Here is a 16,233-nt window from a genome sequence, read left to right on the forward strand (position 1 = left end):
GCGCGGTGGCGGCGGTGCGGCCACCCGCGGCGGCGGGGGCGGAGCAGCCCGTGGCGGCGGCGGTGCCGGCGCGGGTCGCGCCACCGTGACCGGCGGACGCGACGGCGGAGCTGCCGCCCGCGGCGGTTCGGGCCTCATTGGCTGGCGGGCAACCGTCGGCGGTGTTGGCGGAGGAACCGCAGCCGGCCTCACCGGAGCGACAGCGGGCTTAGCCGCCGGGGGCACCGGAGGCGGCACGTTGGCTTGGCTCGATGCGGGCGGTTTACCCGGAGCCGGCGGCGTGCCGGTGGCCGGCGCTGTGGTCGTCGGTGTCGCGGTCGTCGGTGCCGCGGCGGTCGGCGCCGGCGCATTTGGCGTGGGCTTGCCACCGGGAGGTTGCCCCACGGCAGGATGGCCCGGGGGCGTGTGCGCCGCTGACGTCGGCGGACCACCGGGGCGGCCTGGTACGGGCGGCGTTCCATGCGCGCCCGGGACCGGGAGGGCATGCGCAGCATCCGGCTGCTTCGGCTGTCCGGGTGCAACCGCACCTGCCGGCACATTGGCTTGCGCCGGTGGCGTCGTGGTTGTCGGTGCCGTTGCCGTCGGAACCGGAGGCTTGCCATTCGGCGCCGCAGCCGAAGGCGCCGGCGTCGGCCCTGCACCCGGAGGCACCGGCGGCGTACCCGGCGCGGGCAGCGTGTTGGCCTGCGGCAGCTTTTGCGGACCGGGCGCAGGTGCACCACCGGGCGTGACGGCTGCGGGCGTTGCGGGCAGCGGCCCCGGCTTCACGGTCGGATTGATCGCGGCACTCGGCGGCACCGGCAGCCTGCCCTGCTGGATCAGCGAAGCGCGTTGCGCAACCGCAGCCGGCACGGCCGGGCCTGCCGGTGTCGGGCGTCCCGAGACCGCCGGTGCAAGGCTGGTCGGCGCAAGGCCGGACGGTGGCGGCCGGTTGATGACGGTGTTGATGACAGTCGTGTTGTGGATGTTGGCGTAGATGATGTTGTTCGGCGGCGGCGCGACATAGAGCGGCGGCCGATAGAACACCGGGATCGGCACGAAGACCGGCTGCGGCAGCACGAACAATCCGACCACCGGCAGCGGCGGCGGCAGCACGACGAAATCCGGCGGCGGCGGCGGCAGATAATAGACCGGCGGCGGCGGTGGCGGCGCAAAGTCGAAATAAGGATCGCTGAACGCCAGCACCGGACGATCGACATAGACGATCTCCTCCGGAGGCGGCGGCGGCACGTCATAGTCGAGCATCGCAAAAGTCGGCGGCGGCTCGAGCGGCGCGGTGAGGATCGCAAGCCGGCGCCGTGCATCGCCCGCATGCGGACCGCGCGGATAACGGCGCAGATAGGACCAATAGGCATCCGGCGTGTCGGCGCGATAGGTGCGCCGCCAGGTGATGGCCTCGCGCCGCGCCGCGACGATCACCCTCACCCGCTTGGCCATGGGATCGTTGGGATAGGCCGCCAGATAATCTTCGTAGGCCGGCAGCGTGTCGCGCGCGAGCGCGGCCGCATAGGCGTCCTGCGCGCCGAGATCACGGATCGGCTTGTCGCGGATCGAGGCGACCTGATCGGGCGCGGCCTGCGGGGGCGCGTCGGGTCCGCGTTCGAAGAACGAGAACGGCGCAGAGATCCGCTGTGCATCCCACGGCACCTGCGCGCCCTTGCTGGCCTCGTTCACCCGCAGCCGCAGCCGGTCGAACAATTCGGTGAGCGACAGCCCGCCGGTGCGGATCATCTCGGCGAGCGACTGGGCATAGATGCCGTAGGGCCCCGCCTCTTCCGGCGCGACTGTGCCGGGCGCGGCGTTGAAGGCGATCAGCATGTTCGCGTCCGGCTCGACCAGGGCAAGACCGCTTGCGATCGGCTGGCCGCCTTCGATGAAGGGCTGCGCGCGGCCGGCGTCGAGCACGAAGATGTTAGCCTTCAGCGGAATGGCGGCGAGCTGGCGCACATAGTCGCTGACGCGCAGCGCCTCGGTCGGGATGTCGGTGTCGCGCGCGATGTTGGAATCGACGGGGATGAAATAGTTCTCGCCGGCGAGCTGCACGCCATAGCCGGCAAGGTAGATCATCGCCACCGTGCCCGGGCCCGAGGTCTGCGCCTTCTGGATGAAGTCGCGAAAGCTCTTGCGCAGCGTATCGCCGTCGAGATCGCGTGCGCCGACCACGTCGAAACCGGCCGCCTGCAGCGTCTGCGCGATCAGGCCGGCATCATTGGCCGCTGTCGCAAGCGGCGATTTGGCATAGGCGCCGTTGCCGATCACGAGCGCGATGCGCTTTTCCTGCTGCTGTGCGCTTACGGGCGTGACGATGCCGCAGGCCGCAAATAGCAGCGCCGGCAACAATGTGAAGAGGAAGGCCTTGTATGTCCCACGCATGGCTTGCACGCCCATTCTTGTCGTTGAGCTCGCTGCCATACACTAGGCGCGCGGCCAGATGAACAGCGTTTGAACGAAAGCGCGCCGAATGCGGCGGTGGGATGGCGCCGTGCAGCGCGCCCGTCACGACACCAGATCGACCTTCCCGGTCGCGAGACGGTAGGCGCCGCCGGCCACCTTGAGCTTGCCCTGCCCGACCGCTGCTTCGAGGATCGGCGCCGCCGACTTCAGCCTGGCAACGGTGTCGAGCACGTTCTGCCTGATCGCCGCATTGAGCACGTCGCCGCCCTGCTGCTGTGCAGCCTTCGCAGCCGGCGCTAGCGCCTCGACCAGGGACGGAAGATGGCCCGGCAGCGGCTTGCCATCCTTCAGCGCTTTCAGCGTCGCGTCGATCGCGCCGCAAGCGTCATGTCCGAGCACCAGGATGAACGGGCAATTGAGCACCGCGACCGCATATTCCAGGCTGGCGATGGTCTCGGTGCCGGCAAAGTTTCCCGCCACGCGACAGACGAAGAGATCGCCGCGGCCGGTGTCGAAGGCATATTCCGGCGCGATACGCGAGTCGGCGCAACTCAGCACCGCGGCGAACGGGTTCTGCCCGCTGGCAAGCGCTTCGCGCTCATGCTTGAAATCGTGACGCCGGCTCACGCCGTCGACATAGCGCGCATTGCCGTCCATCAGCCGCTTCAGCGCCGCGTCCGGCGACAGCACGTTCTCGGGCTTGGGCGGCGCCTTGGAATCTTTGGCGAAGGCCGCGCCACTGAGCGCCAGTCCCACGGACGAGGCGGTCAACAGCATGGCGGATCGCCGCGTCGGTGCGCGCAGATGGATCGAATGATCGGAGCAGTTGTCGCACATGGTTTTCTCCCCGCCCGCTTCAGTGGCTGGAGCGACCAGTATACGGCATCGGTGGTGACAGCAAAACGTTACAACTGCCGGACGTCCACCACGTACCTGGCAGCGTCAGAGACGCGCATCAGCCGGCTGCGCCTGGCTGCGGTCGCTGTCGAGGCGCGCTTTCAGATTGCCGATGTCCTTGAAGAAGGCATCCTCGTCCTTCAGCGGAACGGCGCGCAGCATCGGCGGCAACAGCCAATGCGCCGTCTTCGCCCGGCCGAAATCAGACGCGGCCTCGGATTGCTGCAGCGTCGTGAACGCGATGCCGCCGGCCATCAGGAGGGCCACCGCGGCGCCCTTCAGCCACAGCCGCTTGCGTCCGACCTCGCGCAGATGGAAGAAGCAAAGCCCGGCAAAGGACAGCCACGCCGCCACATAGCCGTAGGTGACGCCATCCGGCCAGTTCCAGGCATAGGCGGCGTAGAGCGCGAACTCGTTGAAGACGGAGAAGGCGACCGTTCCGATCAGCGCGATCAGGAGGTTGCGCAGGAAATGCGCCCGCCCGTCGAAGATGCGGCAGAGCAGCGCCCACAGCCCGACCCAGACCAGGAGAGCCGAGGCCACCGTCAGGAGCGGCGTCAGATAGGCCGACAGCCGCGCCTCGCCGGTCTGCGTCAGCCAGATCTTCAGCGCATCGATCCCGACAAGGACCAAAGCAAGCGCGATCGTGAGCGCGATCGGCAGCGCATGCCGCCCCGTCGGCGCCAGTCGCTCGCGCTCGACCTCGTGGTTGACGTCGCGGATATGCAGATAGGTCTGGCCGATGCGGATCGGCTGCTTGCCGTCGACGGTAAAGGTCGACAGCCGCGTCCGGTTGCCGTCGAGGAACGTGCCGTTGGCACTGCCGACGTCCTCGGCGACGAGATGTCCGTCGTCATGGCGATACACGCGCAGGTGCTTTGCGGCCACATAGGGATCGTCGATCACGACGTCATTGTCGTAGCCGCGCCCGATGCGGACCTCGGAGGCCACGACGCGGAAGCGTGCGGCGACCTCGCGCTGGCGCGATAATATCTCGACCCAGATCATTTGCCGACCTGCACCGCCTCGAGGAAGCGCTTGCCCAGCGCCATGGCATCGTCATAGCCGACCGCCTGCATGCTCAGCCGCGAGACCAGCGCCTCGAGCGGCTGATCCTGCGTCACCGCGATCAGCGACACGTCGTACAGCCCTTCGAAGGTCCGGTAGGCCTGCGCGCACCACACCACGCGAAGCGGCGGATGCTCCGGCTGCAGCGAGGTGTTGACGAAATCCTCGTGGCAGCGCTGCGGCGTGTACCATTTCTTGAACGGCCCGCCGCCGCTCAGGCGCGGCTGGCTGAGCTGCGTGAGATAGGTCGAGAACTGGAACGAGTTGAGATCGATGGTCTTGACCAGCGAGTGATTGATGTTGATGGCGCCGATATTGAGATCGGACGCCACGAAGACGCTGGTGTCGCTGCCGCATTCGGTCGAGTTGACGCTCGCGCGCGGTTTCGGCGTCGCGTCTGCATTGGTGCTGGCCCAGCAGTTGAACCAGAGCGCCTGCGTCTCGGGCGCGCGGTAGCGGCCGAAATTGCTGGCACGGAAACCGGCAACGCTCAGCGACTTGAACAGCTCCGAGCGCCATCCGACGAGCTGCTTGCCGACATCGCCGCGCAAATCGGTCGGCTTGTCGGCGGTGCCGACCTGCGCCACCAGAGCGGCCGCGAACCGCGCCGGCACCAGAAAGCTCACGAGCTGCCCGCCCCTGCGGGTCGCGACGTTGACGCCGATGACGTTGCCGTCGGCGGTGACCGCCGGACCGCCGCTCATGCCGGGATTGAGCGCGCCGGAGAAATGAATGCGATCGGTGTAGCTGTGATCGGTGAGCCCGTTATAGGTGCCTTCGATGATGGTGAAGCCGAGATCGAGCGGATTGCCCATCGAGTAGATGCGCTCACCCTTGGGCAGGCGCCCTTCGATCGCGGCACGATCGAAGGCGAAGAACGGCGCGTCCTTCTTGTCGACGCGCACGAGCGCCAGATCGTTCGGCACGTCCACCCGCAGCAACGTGACGTCGCCGCGACTGCCGTCGGCGGCATTGTATTCGAGCCGATAGATGTTCGGCTCCAGCGCCGCCTGCGAGACGACGTGGTAATTGGTGATCGCCAATCCATCGGCCGACACCAGGAAGCCTGACCCGATCGAGGCCTGGCGTCCGGCATCGCCGACCAGCGTGCGGATCTGCAGCAGGCGCGGCGGCGCGGTCGAATAGACACGCTCGGCGCCCGATGCCTCTTGCGCCGCCTGCGCCGCGCCGGATGTGATGGCAGCGAAGACAAGCGACACCGCGACCGCGCGAAAAAACCCGCCGACACGAAACTGCAACAATTCCCCTACCCCGACACGCCCCGGCCATTTCATCACGAACGGCAACGCCGCTGTTGCCGCATCGATCGGACGTTGATTAGCCAAAGCACGGCACGGTTGCAACATCGAGCCGCTTCGCAGAGGCCGCGGCAGGGATTGCCTTGCTATTCCGCCAGTCGCAGTTCAGCGATCGTCGTGCGCGCCGCAGTCTCCTCGAGTTGCATGAAATCCAGCGGTCCCTGGTTCTTGTAGCCGGCGGTCATCGCAAGCGTGAGGCCATAGCCGAGCAATCCAGTGCTCGCGTTCGCAATCACGGCGGTCTTGCGTTCGCTCATCCGCGCAACGAAGAAGATGGTCTGGCCGGATTGAGCCGAGAAGTCGACACGCGTGGTGCCGAGGCCGACCTCTTCGGCTACGAACTGGTGCTGGCCCGCCGGGCGATCGGCATAGACATAGGTCCCGGTCTTCAGGCCCCGGATCGGCACCCCGTCGAGAGCAAATGGGAAGTCCGGGTCGGTGATGCCGCCAAAGCCCTTCTCGCGAACTACGACGATCCGCGCCTGCCCCGCCTTTGGCGGCCCGATCTTTCGCAATGTCTCTGAATAGTCGCGCCCACTTCTCGCAGTCGTCGTCTCACAGCCACAGAGAAATACCGCCGCCACAAGCAGCACCAACCCACGCAATAACATTACGCCCCCAAGAGATTTTCCCCGAGGGCATGCTAGCCAATATCACCGCCTGGTTGCAATACCGCTGGTCTTGCTACCGGTGGACAGCGAAGCGCCGGCTACCAGCTTACAATTGCTGCACGTCGACGACGCCGGCGACCGCTTTGATCGCGCCCGCGATTTGCGGCGAGACCTTGAAGCGGCCGGGCAACTTCATCTCCACCTCGGTCTCGAGGTCGAGCATCATCACCAGCGAGACCTCGCCGTCGCCATTGGAACGCGGCGCAGGGACGCTGACTTTCGGCGCCGCAGCCTCCGGTCCCGCCAGACGCTTGGCGATCGAGTCCAGCGGCTTGGTATCGCGCACGAAGATGCGCAGGCCCTTTTGCGTCTTGGCGGCGGCGTCATCGAGCGGCTCGGCATGCAGCACGCGCGCGCGCACGTCCTCGCCCTGCAATTCCGCGCCGAGTTGCAGCAGCACGGCCGCACCGGGCTCGAGCACGTCGCGATATTGCGCGAGGCCCTCGGAGAACAGCACCGCCTCGAAATGGCCGGTGGGATCGGACAATCCCATGATGCCCATCTTGTTGCCGGTCTTGGTGCGCCGCTCCATGCGCGACACGACAGTCGCAGCGACCTTGCCGGCTGTGGCACCCGTTTTGACGGCGCGCGAAAACTCCACCCAGGACTGCACGCGCAGCCGCTTCAGCACGGTCGCGTAATCGTCGAGCGGATGGCCGGACAGGAAGAAGCCGACCGCGTCATATTCGCGACGGAGTTTTTCCGCCGGCAGCCAGGGATCGATCTGCGGCAGCATGATGGTCGGCGCGTCGGCGGCATTGCCGAACATGTCGTTCTGGCCGATCGTCGCCGCCTCATTGGCGCGCTGGCACGCGGCCAGGATCGCATCCGCGCCGGCGAAGACGCGCGCGCGGTTCGGCTCCAGCGTGTCGAAGGCGCCGGCGGCAGCTAAGCTTTCGATGATGCGCTTGTTGATCGCGCGCGGGCTGACGCGGGCCGCGAAGTCGGCGAGCGAAGTGAAGGCACCCTTCCGGTTGCGCTCCGCGATGATCTGCTCGACGGCCTGGATGCCGACGCCCTTGAGCGCGGCCAGCGCGTAGTAGATCGTCTTGTCGCCGACCTCGAAGGTCGCGCCCGAACGATTGATGTTGGGCGGCTCGACCTTGATGCCGAGACGCTGCGCCTCGGAACGGAATTCGGAAAGCTTGTCGGTATTGTTGAGATCGAGCGTCATCGACGCCGCGATGAACTCCACCGGATAATGCGCCTTCATATAGGCGGTGTGGTAGGACACCAGCGCATAGGCCGCCGCGTGGCTCTTGTTAAAACCGTAGTCGGCAAACTTTGCCAGGAGCTCGAAGATGGTCTCGGCCTGCCCCTTCGGCACGCCGTTCTTCACCGCGCCGGCGACGAAAATGTCGCGCTGCTTGTCCATCTCGGCGCGGATCTTCTTGCCCATGGCGCGGCGGAGCAGGTCGGCGTCGCCGAGCGAATAGCCCGACATCACCTGCGCGATCTGCATCACCTGTTCCTGGTAGATGATGACGCCAAACGTCTCTTTCAGGATCGGCTCCAGCACCGGGTGCAGATATTCCGGCTCCTCGTCGCCGTGCTTGCGCGCGCAATAGGTCGGGATGTTCGCCATCGGACCCGGGCGATAGAGCGCGACCAGCGCGATGATGTCCTCGAAACGGTCGGGCCGCATGTCGACCAGCGCGCGCCGCATGCCCTGGCTTTCAACCTGGAACACGCCGACCACCTCGCCGCGCGCCAGCATCTGGTAGCTTTCGGCGTCGTCGATCGGCAGCGTCGCGAGATCGACCTCGATGTTGCGTGGCTTGAGCAGCTTGCAGGCGACGTCGAGCACGGTGAGCGTCTTCAGGCCGAGGAAGTCGAATTTCACGAGCCCGGCAGGCTCGACCCATTTCATGTTGAACTGGGTCACCGGCATGTCCGACTTCGGATCGCGGTACATCGGCACGAGTTCGCTTAAGGGACGATCGCCGATCACGATGCCGGCGGCGTGGGTCGAAGCGTGCCGGGTCAGGCCTTCGAGGCGCTGCGCGATGTCGAAGGCGCGCGCCACCACCGGGTCCTCGTCGCGGAACGCCTGCAGTTTCGGCTCGCTCTCGATCGCGGCGGCCAGCGTCACGGGCGCGGCCGGATTCTGCGGCACGAGTTTCGTCAGCTTGTCGACCTGCCCATAAGGCATCTGCAGCACGCGGCCGACGTCGCGCAGCACGCCGCGCGCCTGCAGCGTACCGAAGGTGATGATCTGCGCGACCTGGTCGCGGCCGTAGCGCTGCTGCACATACTGGATCACCTCGCCGCGGCGGTCCTGGCAGAAGTCGATGTCGAAGTCCGGCATCGAGACGCGCTCGGGATTGAGGAAGCGCTCGAACAGCAGGCCGAACTTGATCGGATCGAGATCGGTGATGGTCAGCGCCCAGGCGACCAGCGAGCCCGCGCCGGAGCCGCGGCCCGGACCGACCGGAATGCCCTGGCTCTTCGCCCATTTGATGAAGTCGGACACGATCAGGAAGTAGCCCGCGTACTTCATGCGCATGATGACGTCGAGCTCGAACGCGAGGCGCTTGGCGTAATCCTCGTCCGTCGTGCCCTGCGACAGGCCATGCACGCGCAAGCGGTTGGCAAGCCCCTCCTCCGCCTGTCGCTTCAGTTCGGCCGCCTCCACCGCGGCAGCATCGGAGCTCGCGGCGGCGCCGACCGTGAAGAACGGCAAGATCGGCTTGCGCGTCATTGGCCGGTACGAGCAGCGCTCGGCGATCTCGACCGTCGAGGCCAATGCCTCCGGAATATCGGCGAACAGCAGCGCCATCTCGGCGCGCGTCTTGAAACGGTGGTCGGACGTGAGCTGCACGCGATCGGTCTCGGCGATCAGCCGCCCGCCGGCGATGCAGAGCAGCGCGTCATGCGCCTCGTAATCGTCGGTCGAGGCGAAATACGGCTCGTTGGTCGCAACCAGCGGCAATCCCTTGGCATAGGCGATGTCGATCAGGGCGCTCTCGACGCGGCGCTCCCGGTCGATGCCGTGACGCTGCAACTCGATGTAGAGGCGGTCGCCGAACAGGCTCGCCAGCCGCTCGCAGCGCACGCCGGCCAACTCCGTGTGCCCCATCTGCAGCGCCAGCGAAATCGGGCCGTCCGGACCGCCGGTGAGCGCGATCAGGCCTTCGGTCTCGCCCGCGAGCCAGTCGAACTTGATATGTGGCGCGTGCGTATCGGGCGTCTCGAGGAAGGCGCGCGAGTTCAGCCGCATCAGGCTGCGATAGCCGCGCTCTTGCGCCGCCAGCAGCACCACGCGCGCGTGCGGAATCGTGTTGCGCGCGTTGGGATCCTGGTCGCCGAAATCGATGGCGATCTCGCAGCCGACGATCGGCTGGATGCCGGAGCCCGCCATCTTGTCGGAGAACTCCAGCGCGCCGAACATGTTGTCGGTGTCGGTCAGCGCCAGCGCCGGCTGATGGTCCTTCTTCGCAAGCTCGGCAAGCTTGCCGATCTTGATCGAGCCCTTGAGCAGCGAATAGGCCGAGTGAACATGAAGATGGACAAATCCGGCGCTCGGCATGGTCGCAACAGGGCCTCTCGCATCAGGGATGGAACCGTTCGGCGGAGCGGGCACGTCACGTGCCCCTGCGGCCGACTCGGCTCAGCGATGGTGAAGCCCTGCCCCGCCGGAGTCCACGGTGGAGGCACGCATTCGCCGCGCCATCCGGCTTTTCCCCAACGCGGGATCCCCTAGAGCTGCGGAATCACCTGCGCCCAGATCGCGATCATCCCGACGAACAGCGTGATCGATGCCAGCGCCGCGGCTTCTTCAACGAAGATCTTCAACATGGCCTTGCTCCCTCACCAGAACATAGAGAGAACAATGTTCTATTTATGTTCCAGGAGTCAAGGCAACCTGTGGAATTTCCCCGCCCGCTTCGAAATTGATGGTTAACTCGCTGATCCCGCAAAACAAAAAGCCCCGGCGCAAGGCCGGGGCTTTCGCCAACCGCTTCGCTGGGAAGCGATCAGTCTCAGTACTTCGCGATGATCGGGCCGCCGAACTTGTAGTTCAGGCGGACGAGACCCATGTCGACGTCCTGCTTGATGCGATCGCTCTGAAGCACGATGCCGGCGGCGGTGGTCAGGTTCTTGGTCGAATCGCCCAGGAAGATGTGGTTGTACTCGACGCCAACCGACCAGTTCGGGGCGAAGCCGACTTCGAGGCCCGCACCGATCGTGCCGCCCCAACGGGTTTCGCTGGCCGACGCGGCCACCACGCCGGCGGCGGTCAGGACGTCGTACTTGTCGCCGACCACAGCCGCGCCGCCCTTCACATAGACGAGCACGTTGTTCCAGGCGTAACCGACTTGGCCGGTGATCAGGCCGAACGAGTCGATCTTGGTGCGGTTGGTGAGACCGGTGACGGCGCTGAGGTTGCTGCCCGAGAAGTCAGCCCAGTTGCCCTGGCCTTCGACACCGAACACCCACTGACCCGACTGCATGCGATAGCCGACCTGGCCACCGACCGTGCCGCCGGTCGCGTTGTGCGAACCTTCGCCCGCCACCAGCGGAGCCGTCTGGTCCCACGAGGTGCGAGCCGATGCGCCGCCGCCGTTGATGCCGATGTAGAAGCCGCTCCAGTCATAGATCGCAGCGACCATCGCCGGCGCCTTCGTGTAAGGGCGCGCTGCGAGGTCGGCGGCCACGGCCGGCGCAGCCGCGCCGAGCGCGACGAGGCTTGCAGTGACCAGCAACAAAGTCTTGTTCATTTTGAATCCCGTTCCAGTTTCTTCGTAGTAAGGCCCCCGGGCCAGTGCGCACCTCTTAACAGCGACAGATGCAATTGCTGTAACCTCGGCGCAACACTGCGTTCGAAAGGACCCGCGACATCGGCGAGCGCCGCGTTTCCACGTAAAAACCCGTTCAAAAATTGGTGTTTGCGCACGAACGATGTCGATGACGCAGACCCCGCACGCGCTGTGCACAGAGCTCTCTGTGTATCGCGCTATTTCGCTTCCGCATTGTCGCCACATTTGGGCGCACGCGTTGAGAAACATCATCTCCGATCGCGCGCTGCATCTGCCATGAGCGGCAGCGCACGCAACCGAATCGGACCACCGCTCACGATGTAGACTCCGGCGGAGATCAAGCTGATTGCGACCCAGTCGAGCAGCGAAGGCCATTCCCCGAGAATCGGAATCCCCAACACCGCGGTCATCGCGGGACAGAGTGCGGCAAACGCCGCGCCGCTCGACGCACCGAGGATGCTGACGGCCCGCCCAAACAGAAGTAGCGAGACGATCGCCGTGAGCACGCCCTGCACCACGGCCTGCAACGCCAGATCGCCCCACGGCGCGCTGGCGAGCTTGCTGCCCGGCAAGAGCGCGAAGACAGGCAGGTACAGACACATGGATCCGACTGCGGAGATCGCGGCGGCATGCAATCCATCCAGCCGCGCCTTTCGCATGGCAATCGTGTAGAGCGCCCATGCGAGTCCGGCACCGAGGAACAGGCCGTGCCCGAGATTTTGCAGCGAGCCGACCTCGCCGCCCGAGCCCCAGGCGATCGCGAGCACGCCGGGCAGGATGAACGCGAAGCCGATCCTCTTCGTCCGCGTAAACGGCTCCTGCAACAGACCCGCGGCGAGCAGCGCCACCATCAGCGGCATCACGCCGGGAAAGAACGCGCCCGCGTGCGCCGCCGGGGCAAACAGCAGTCCCGCATTGGCGAGAAACACCGGCGCCGCACCGCCAAGCACGATCGCAACCAGGCCGCTCCATCCGAGGCGGTCGATGGCAAGCCCCCGTCGCCAGACATAAGGCAGCAGGAGAACGCCCGCGACGCCGAAGCGCAAGGCCGCGATATCCCATGGCGTGAGGCTCGTCCGAAGCCCAAGGCGCGCCACGACGATCCATCCCGACCAGATGCTGACGGCCGCAATGCCGCAGAGCGCGCCCTGAAGATATTGCGGGGAATGGCGAACGCTGGACATCGTCGAGGCCGCCTCGGCTTCGGTGTGGCGCATAACCCTTATAATTGTTATTATAGGTTAGCACCGAGATGCGAGGCAAGGCCCGGCATGACCACGAAAAGCGGCCCGTTCGATTGGAGCGGAGGACACCCTGCCCTCGATCTCGTGAACACGCTGGATGAGCGCCCCTCGCAAGCGCCGGTCGAGAACCTCGCGGTCTATTGCAACCTGGTGCGCTTCACCGAGGCCGCGGGACTGATCGGATCGTCCGTCGCAGCAAACCTCCGCCCCCTCGATGGCCCCGCATGCGCCAACGCCTTGCGCGGCGCGCAAAAACTCCGGGAGAGCCTCTATGCCGTGCTGACGGCGAACGAGATCGGTCGCCCGATCAAGCCTGCCGCACTCGATGCGATCGCCCTGCAGGTTCGGCGCGCGCACGCGGCGCGGACGTTTGTGTCGACGTCCCGATCGGGCGTCGTCGCGCAGCGTTGGATATCCCCCGCCTCACCCGAGGTTCCTCTCCATGCCTGCGCGCTCGCAATCGAGAGCCTGCTCGTCTCCGCCGATTGGAGCCGCATCCGCAAGTGCTGCGCCGATGACTGCGAAGTCTTTTTTCTCGACACGAGCAAGGCGCGTCGCCGCCAATGGTGCAGCATGCAGAACTGCGGCAACCGCGCGAAGCAAAGGCGATGGCGACGCGGTCAGGAATGAGCGCAAGCTGCGGGCGTCAACACATATGCAGGTCGGGGCGCCCGAAGTCCGCGGTGAACTGCCTGGATTGAATCCCGCCACGGCGGCACGACGACTGGTGTTGCCTTCTATGCGGCTGCTTGCGGGATTGACGATCCGCCCGCCGTTTCGTCAGCGCGTATTTCCACGACGGGCTGCTCGCCGGGTGGCAGTCCCCGTCCCTTCACGAGACCGAAGATCGCCGGGATCACGACGAGCGTCAGCAGCGTCGAAGAGGTCATTCCGCCGATCATCGGCACGGCGATGCGCTGCATGATCTCCGACCCCGCGCCGGTGCTCCACATGATCGGCAGCAGGCCCGCCATGATGGCGACGACAGTCATCATCTTGGGCCGGACGCGCTCCACGGCGCCGACCATGATGGCATCATGCAGATCTCGCCGGGACAAAGCGCGTCCCTCGGCGCCCCGCCTCGCCTTCATCTCCGCCAAGGCATGATCGAGATAAATCAGCATGACGACGCCGGTCTCGGCGGCGACGCCGGCAAGCGCGATGAAGCCGACGGCGACGGCGACCGACAGGTTGAAGCCGAGCCACCACATCATCCAGATGCCGCCGACCAGCGCGAACGGCAGCGACAGCATCACGATCAGGGTTTCCGTCATGGCCCTGAAGTTCAGGTACAGCAGCAGGAAGATGATCGTGAGCGTCACCGGCACCACGATCTTGAGGCGCGCTGCCGCGCGCTGGAGGTATTCGTACTGGCCGCTCCAGACCACGTAGGTGCCGGCGGGAAACTGGATGCTCTGCGTGACGGCGGCTTGCGCGTCGGCGACATAGCTGCCGATGTCGCGATCGCGGATGTCGACATAGATGTAGGTCGCGAGCTGCCCGTTCTCGGTCCGGATCGAGGTCGGTCCCCGCGCCGGCTCGACCTTGGCGACTTCACCGAGCGGCACGGCGCCACCGGCCGGCATCGGCACCAGGATGTCGCTGGCGATGGCCTTGGGGTTGTCGCGGAGATCGCGCGGGTAGCGCACGTTCACGGTGAAGCGCTGCCGGCCCTCGACGGTCGTGGTCACCGTCTGGCCGCCCAGGGCCGCCGCGATGGTGTCCTGGACGTCCTGGATCAGGATGCCGTAACGGGCGAGCGCCTCGCGATCCGGCACGATCTCGAGATAGTAGCCGCCGATGCCCCGCTCGGCGTAGGCCGACGACGTGCCCGGGACCGTCTTGATGACCCGCTCGATCTGCCGCGCCAGCCGATCGATCTCGACGAGGTCGGTGCCCATCACCTTGACGCCGACCGGCGTGCGGATGCCGGTCGACAGCATGTCGATGCGCGCCTTGATCGGCATGGTCCAGGCGTTGGAGACGCCGGGAAATTGCAGCGCCTTGTCCATCTCGGCAATCAGGCTGTCGACGGTCACGCCGGGCCGCCACTGGTCTTTCGGCTTCAAATTGACCACCGTCTCGAACATCTCGGTCGGCGCGGGGTCGGTCGCGGTCGCGGCGCGTCCGGCCTTGCCGTAGACCGAGGCGACTTCCGGGAACGACTTGATGATGCGGTCCTGCGTCTGCATCAGCTCGGCCGCCTTGGTGACGGAGATGCCGGGCAGCGTCGTCGGCATGTAGAGCAGCGTGCCCTCGTTCAGGCTCGGCATGAATTCGGTGCCGAGCTGGCGGGCCGGCCAGACCGTGACGGCGAGCACGACGAGCGAGGCAAGGATCACCAGCGTCTTGGCCCGCAACACGCCCTTGATCACGGGACGGTAGATCCAGATCAGGAAGCGGTTGATGAAATTCCGGTGCTCCGGGACGATCTTGCCGCGGACGAAGATCACCATCAGCGCCGGCACCAGGGTGACGGACAGCAACGCTGCAGCAGCCATGGAGAACGTCTTGGTGAACGCCAGCGGGCTGAACAGCCGCCCTTCCTGCGATTCCAGCGTGAAGATCGGCATGAACGACACGGTGATGATCAGCAGGCTGAAGAACAGCGCCGGTCCGACTTCCGAAGCCGCATCGATCAGGATCTGAATGCGCGACTGATCGGGCTTGGCACGTTCGAGATGCTTGTGGGCGTTCTCGATCATGACGATGGCGGCGTCCACCATGGCGCCGATCGCGATCGCGATGCCGCCGAGGCTCATGATGTTGGAGCCGAGCCCGAGCAGCTTCATGGCGCCGAACGCCATCAGCACGCCGACCGGCAGCATCAGGATCGCGACCAGCGCGCTGCGGACGTGCAGCAGGAACACGATGCAGACCAGCGCGACGACGATGCTCTCCTCGAACAGCGTGTGCTTGAGCGTATCTATCGCCGCATAGATCAGGTTGGACCGGTCGTAGACCGGCACGATCTCGACCGACTTCGGCAGGCTGCTCGCGATCTCCTTGAACCGCTTCTTGACGTTCTCGATGACGTCGAGCGCGTTGACGCCAAACCGCTGCAGCACGATGCCGCTCGCGACCTCACCCTCGCCGTTCAACTCGGCGATACCCCGTCGCTCGTCCGGCCCGAGCTCGACGCTGGCGACGTCCCGCAGCAGCACCGGCGTGCCGCCGGAGGTCTTCAGCACGATGTTGCCGAGGTCGTTGATGCCCTTGATGTAGCCCTTGCCGCGAATGACGTATTCGAACTCGGAGAGCTCGACGGTGCGTCCGCCGACGTCGGCATTGCTGGCGCGGATCGCCTCCCGGATCTTCTGCATGCTGATGCCGCGGTCGCGCATCCGCTGCGGGTCGAGCACCACATTATACTGCTTGACGAAGCCGCCGATGCTGGCGACCTCCGCGACGCCTTCGGCCTTGGCGAGAGCGAACTTCAGATTCCAGTCCTGGATCGTGCGGGTGTCGGCCAGGTTCAATTCCCTGGACATCACGGCATACTGATAGACCCAGCCGACCCCGGTCGCATCGGGGCCGATGGTCGGGGTCACGCCGGCCGGCAGCCGGGACGCCGCGCCGTTCAAAAACTCCATCACGCGCGAGCGCGCCCAGTAGATGTCGGTGCCGTCCTCGAAGATCACGTAGACAAAGGACACGCCGAAGAAGGAGAAGCCGCGCACCACCTTCGATCTCGGCACCGTCAGCATCGCCGTGGTCAGGGGGTAGGTGACCTGATCCTCGATCACCTGCGGCGCTTGCCCGGGATACTCGGTGTAGACGATCACCTGCGTGTCCGAGAGGTCCGGAATCGCATCCAGCGGAAGGTGGACGAGCGCGTACAGGCCGGCCGCGGCTGCGAAGCCGGTGCCGAACAGCACCA

The 16,233-nt window shown here is 66.1% G+C and carries 10 protein-coding genes; 1 reads left to right on the forward strand and 9 read right to left on the reverse strand.

What is annotated here, in order from left to right; translation table 11 throughout:
* The 8 genes from C2U70_RS24770 to C2U70_RS24805 all read right to left on the reverse strand — a co-directional run.
* Positions 1-2,373, reverse strand: a 2,373-nt coding sequence (locus C2U70_RS24770; protein WP_140981251.1) for a caspase family protein, incomplete at its 3' end; no start/stop codon positions are given.
* Positions 2,374-2,496: 123 nt separating this feature from the next.
* On the reverse strand, positions 2,497-3,231 hold the full coding sequence (locus C2U70_RS24775; RefSeq protein WP_140981252.1) for a carbonic anhydrase: 735 nt from the start codon (positions 3,229-3,231) through the stop codon (positions 2,497-2,499).
* 105 nt (positions 3,232-3,336) lie between these two features.
* Entirely contained in the window at positions 3,337-4,299 is a 963-nt protein-coding gene (locus C2U70_RS24780; protein WP_140981253.1) for an FHA domain-containing protein, read from the reverse strand.
* Positions 4,296-5,618, reverse strand: a complete 1,323-nt coding sequence (locus tag C2U70_RS24785; protein ID WP_433960704.1) for a S1C family serine protease — start codon at positions 5,616-5,618, stop codon at positions 4,296-4,298. Before C2U70_RS24785 ends, C2U70_RS24780 begins: the two co-directional genes overlap by 4 nt.
* A gap of 146 nt (positions 5,619-5,764) precedes the next feature.
* Positions 5,765-6,193: a DUF2846 domain-containing protein gene (locus tag C2U70_RS24790; RefSeq protein ID WP_246666854.1), complete on the reverse strand. Its 429-nt coding sequence runs from the start codon at positions 6,191-6,193 to the stop codon at positions 5,765-5,767.
* A gap of 202 nt (positions 6,194-6,395) precedes the next feature.
* On the reverse strand, positions 6,396-9,878 hold the full coding sequence (gene dnaE, locus C2U70_RS24795; RefSeq protein WP_140981255.1) for a DNA polymerase III subunit alpha: 3,483 nt from the start codon (positions 9,876-9,878) through the stop codon (positions 6,396-6,398).
* 454 nt (positions 9,879-10,332) lie between these two features.
* Positions 10,333-11,070, reverse strand: coding sequence for an outer membrane protein (locus C2U70_RS24800; protein ID WP_140981256.1), 738 nt, complete (start codon positions 11,068-11,070; stop codon positions 10,333-10,335).
* 287 nt (positions 11,071-11,357) lie between these two features.
* Positions 11,358-12,293, reverse strand: coding sequence for a DMT family transporter (locus tag C2U70_RS24805; protein ID WP_186294447.1), 936 nt, complete (start codon positions 12,291-12,293; stop codon positions 11,358-11,360).
* Between the two features lie 87 nt (positions 12,294-12,380).
* Between C2U70_RS24805 and C2U70_RS24810 the strand changes: the two genes are divergently transcribed.
* Positions 12,381-12,983 (forward strand): CGNR zinc finger domain-containing protein, encoded by a 603-nt coding sequence (locus C2U70_RS24810; protein WP_186294448.1) that lies wholly within the window; start codon positions 12,381-12,383, stop codon positions 12,981-12,983.
* A gap of 107 nt (positions 12,984-13,090) precedes the next feature.
* On the opposite strand, the gene C2U70_RS24815 is transcribed toward C2U70_RS24810, so the two are convergent.
* Complete coding sequence (locus tag C2U70_RS24815) at positions 13,091-16,231, reverse strand: efflux RND transporter permease subunit (RefSeq protein ID WP_246666855.1); 3,141 nt, start codon at positions 16,229-16,231, stop codon at positions 13,091-13,093.
* Positions 16,232-16,233: the final 2 nt, after the last annotated feature.

It is taken from the genome of Bradyrhizobium guangdongense (genome assembly GCF_006483445.1).
In the GTDB taxonomy this organism is placed as follows: domain Bacteria; phylum Pseudomonadota; class Alphaproteobacteria; order Rhizobiales; family Xanthobacteraceae; genus Bradyrhizobium; species Bradyrhizobium guangdongense_A.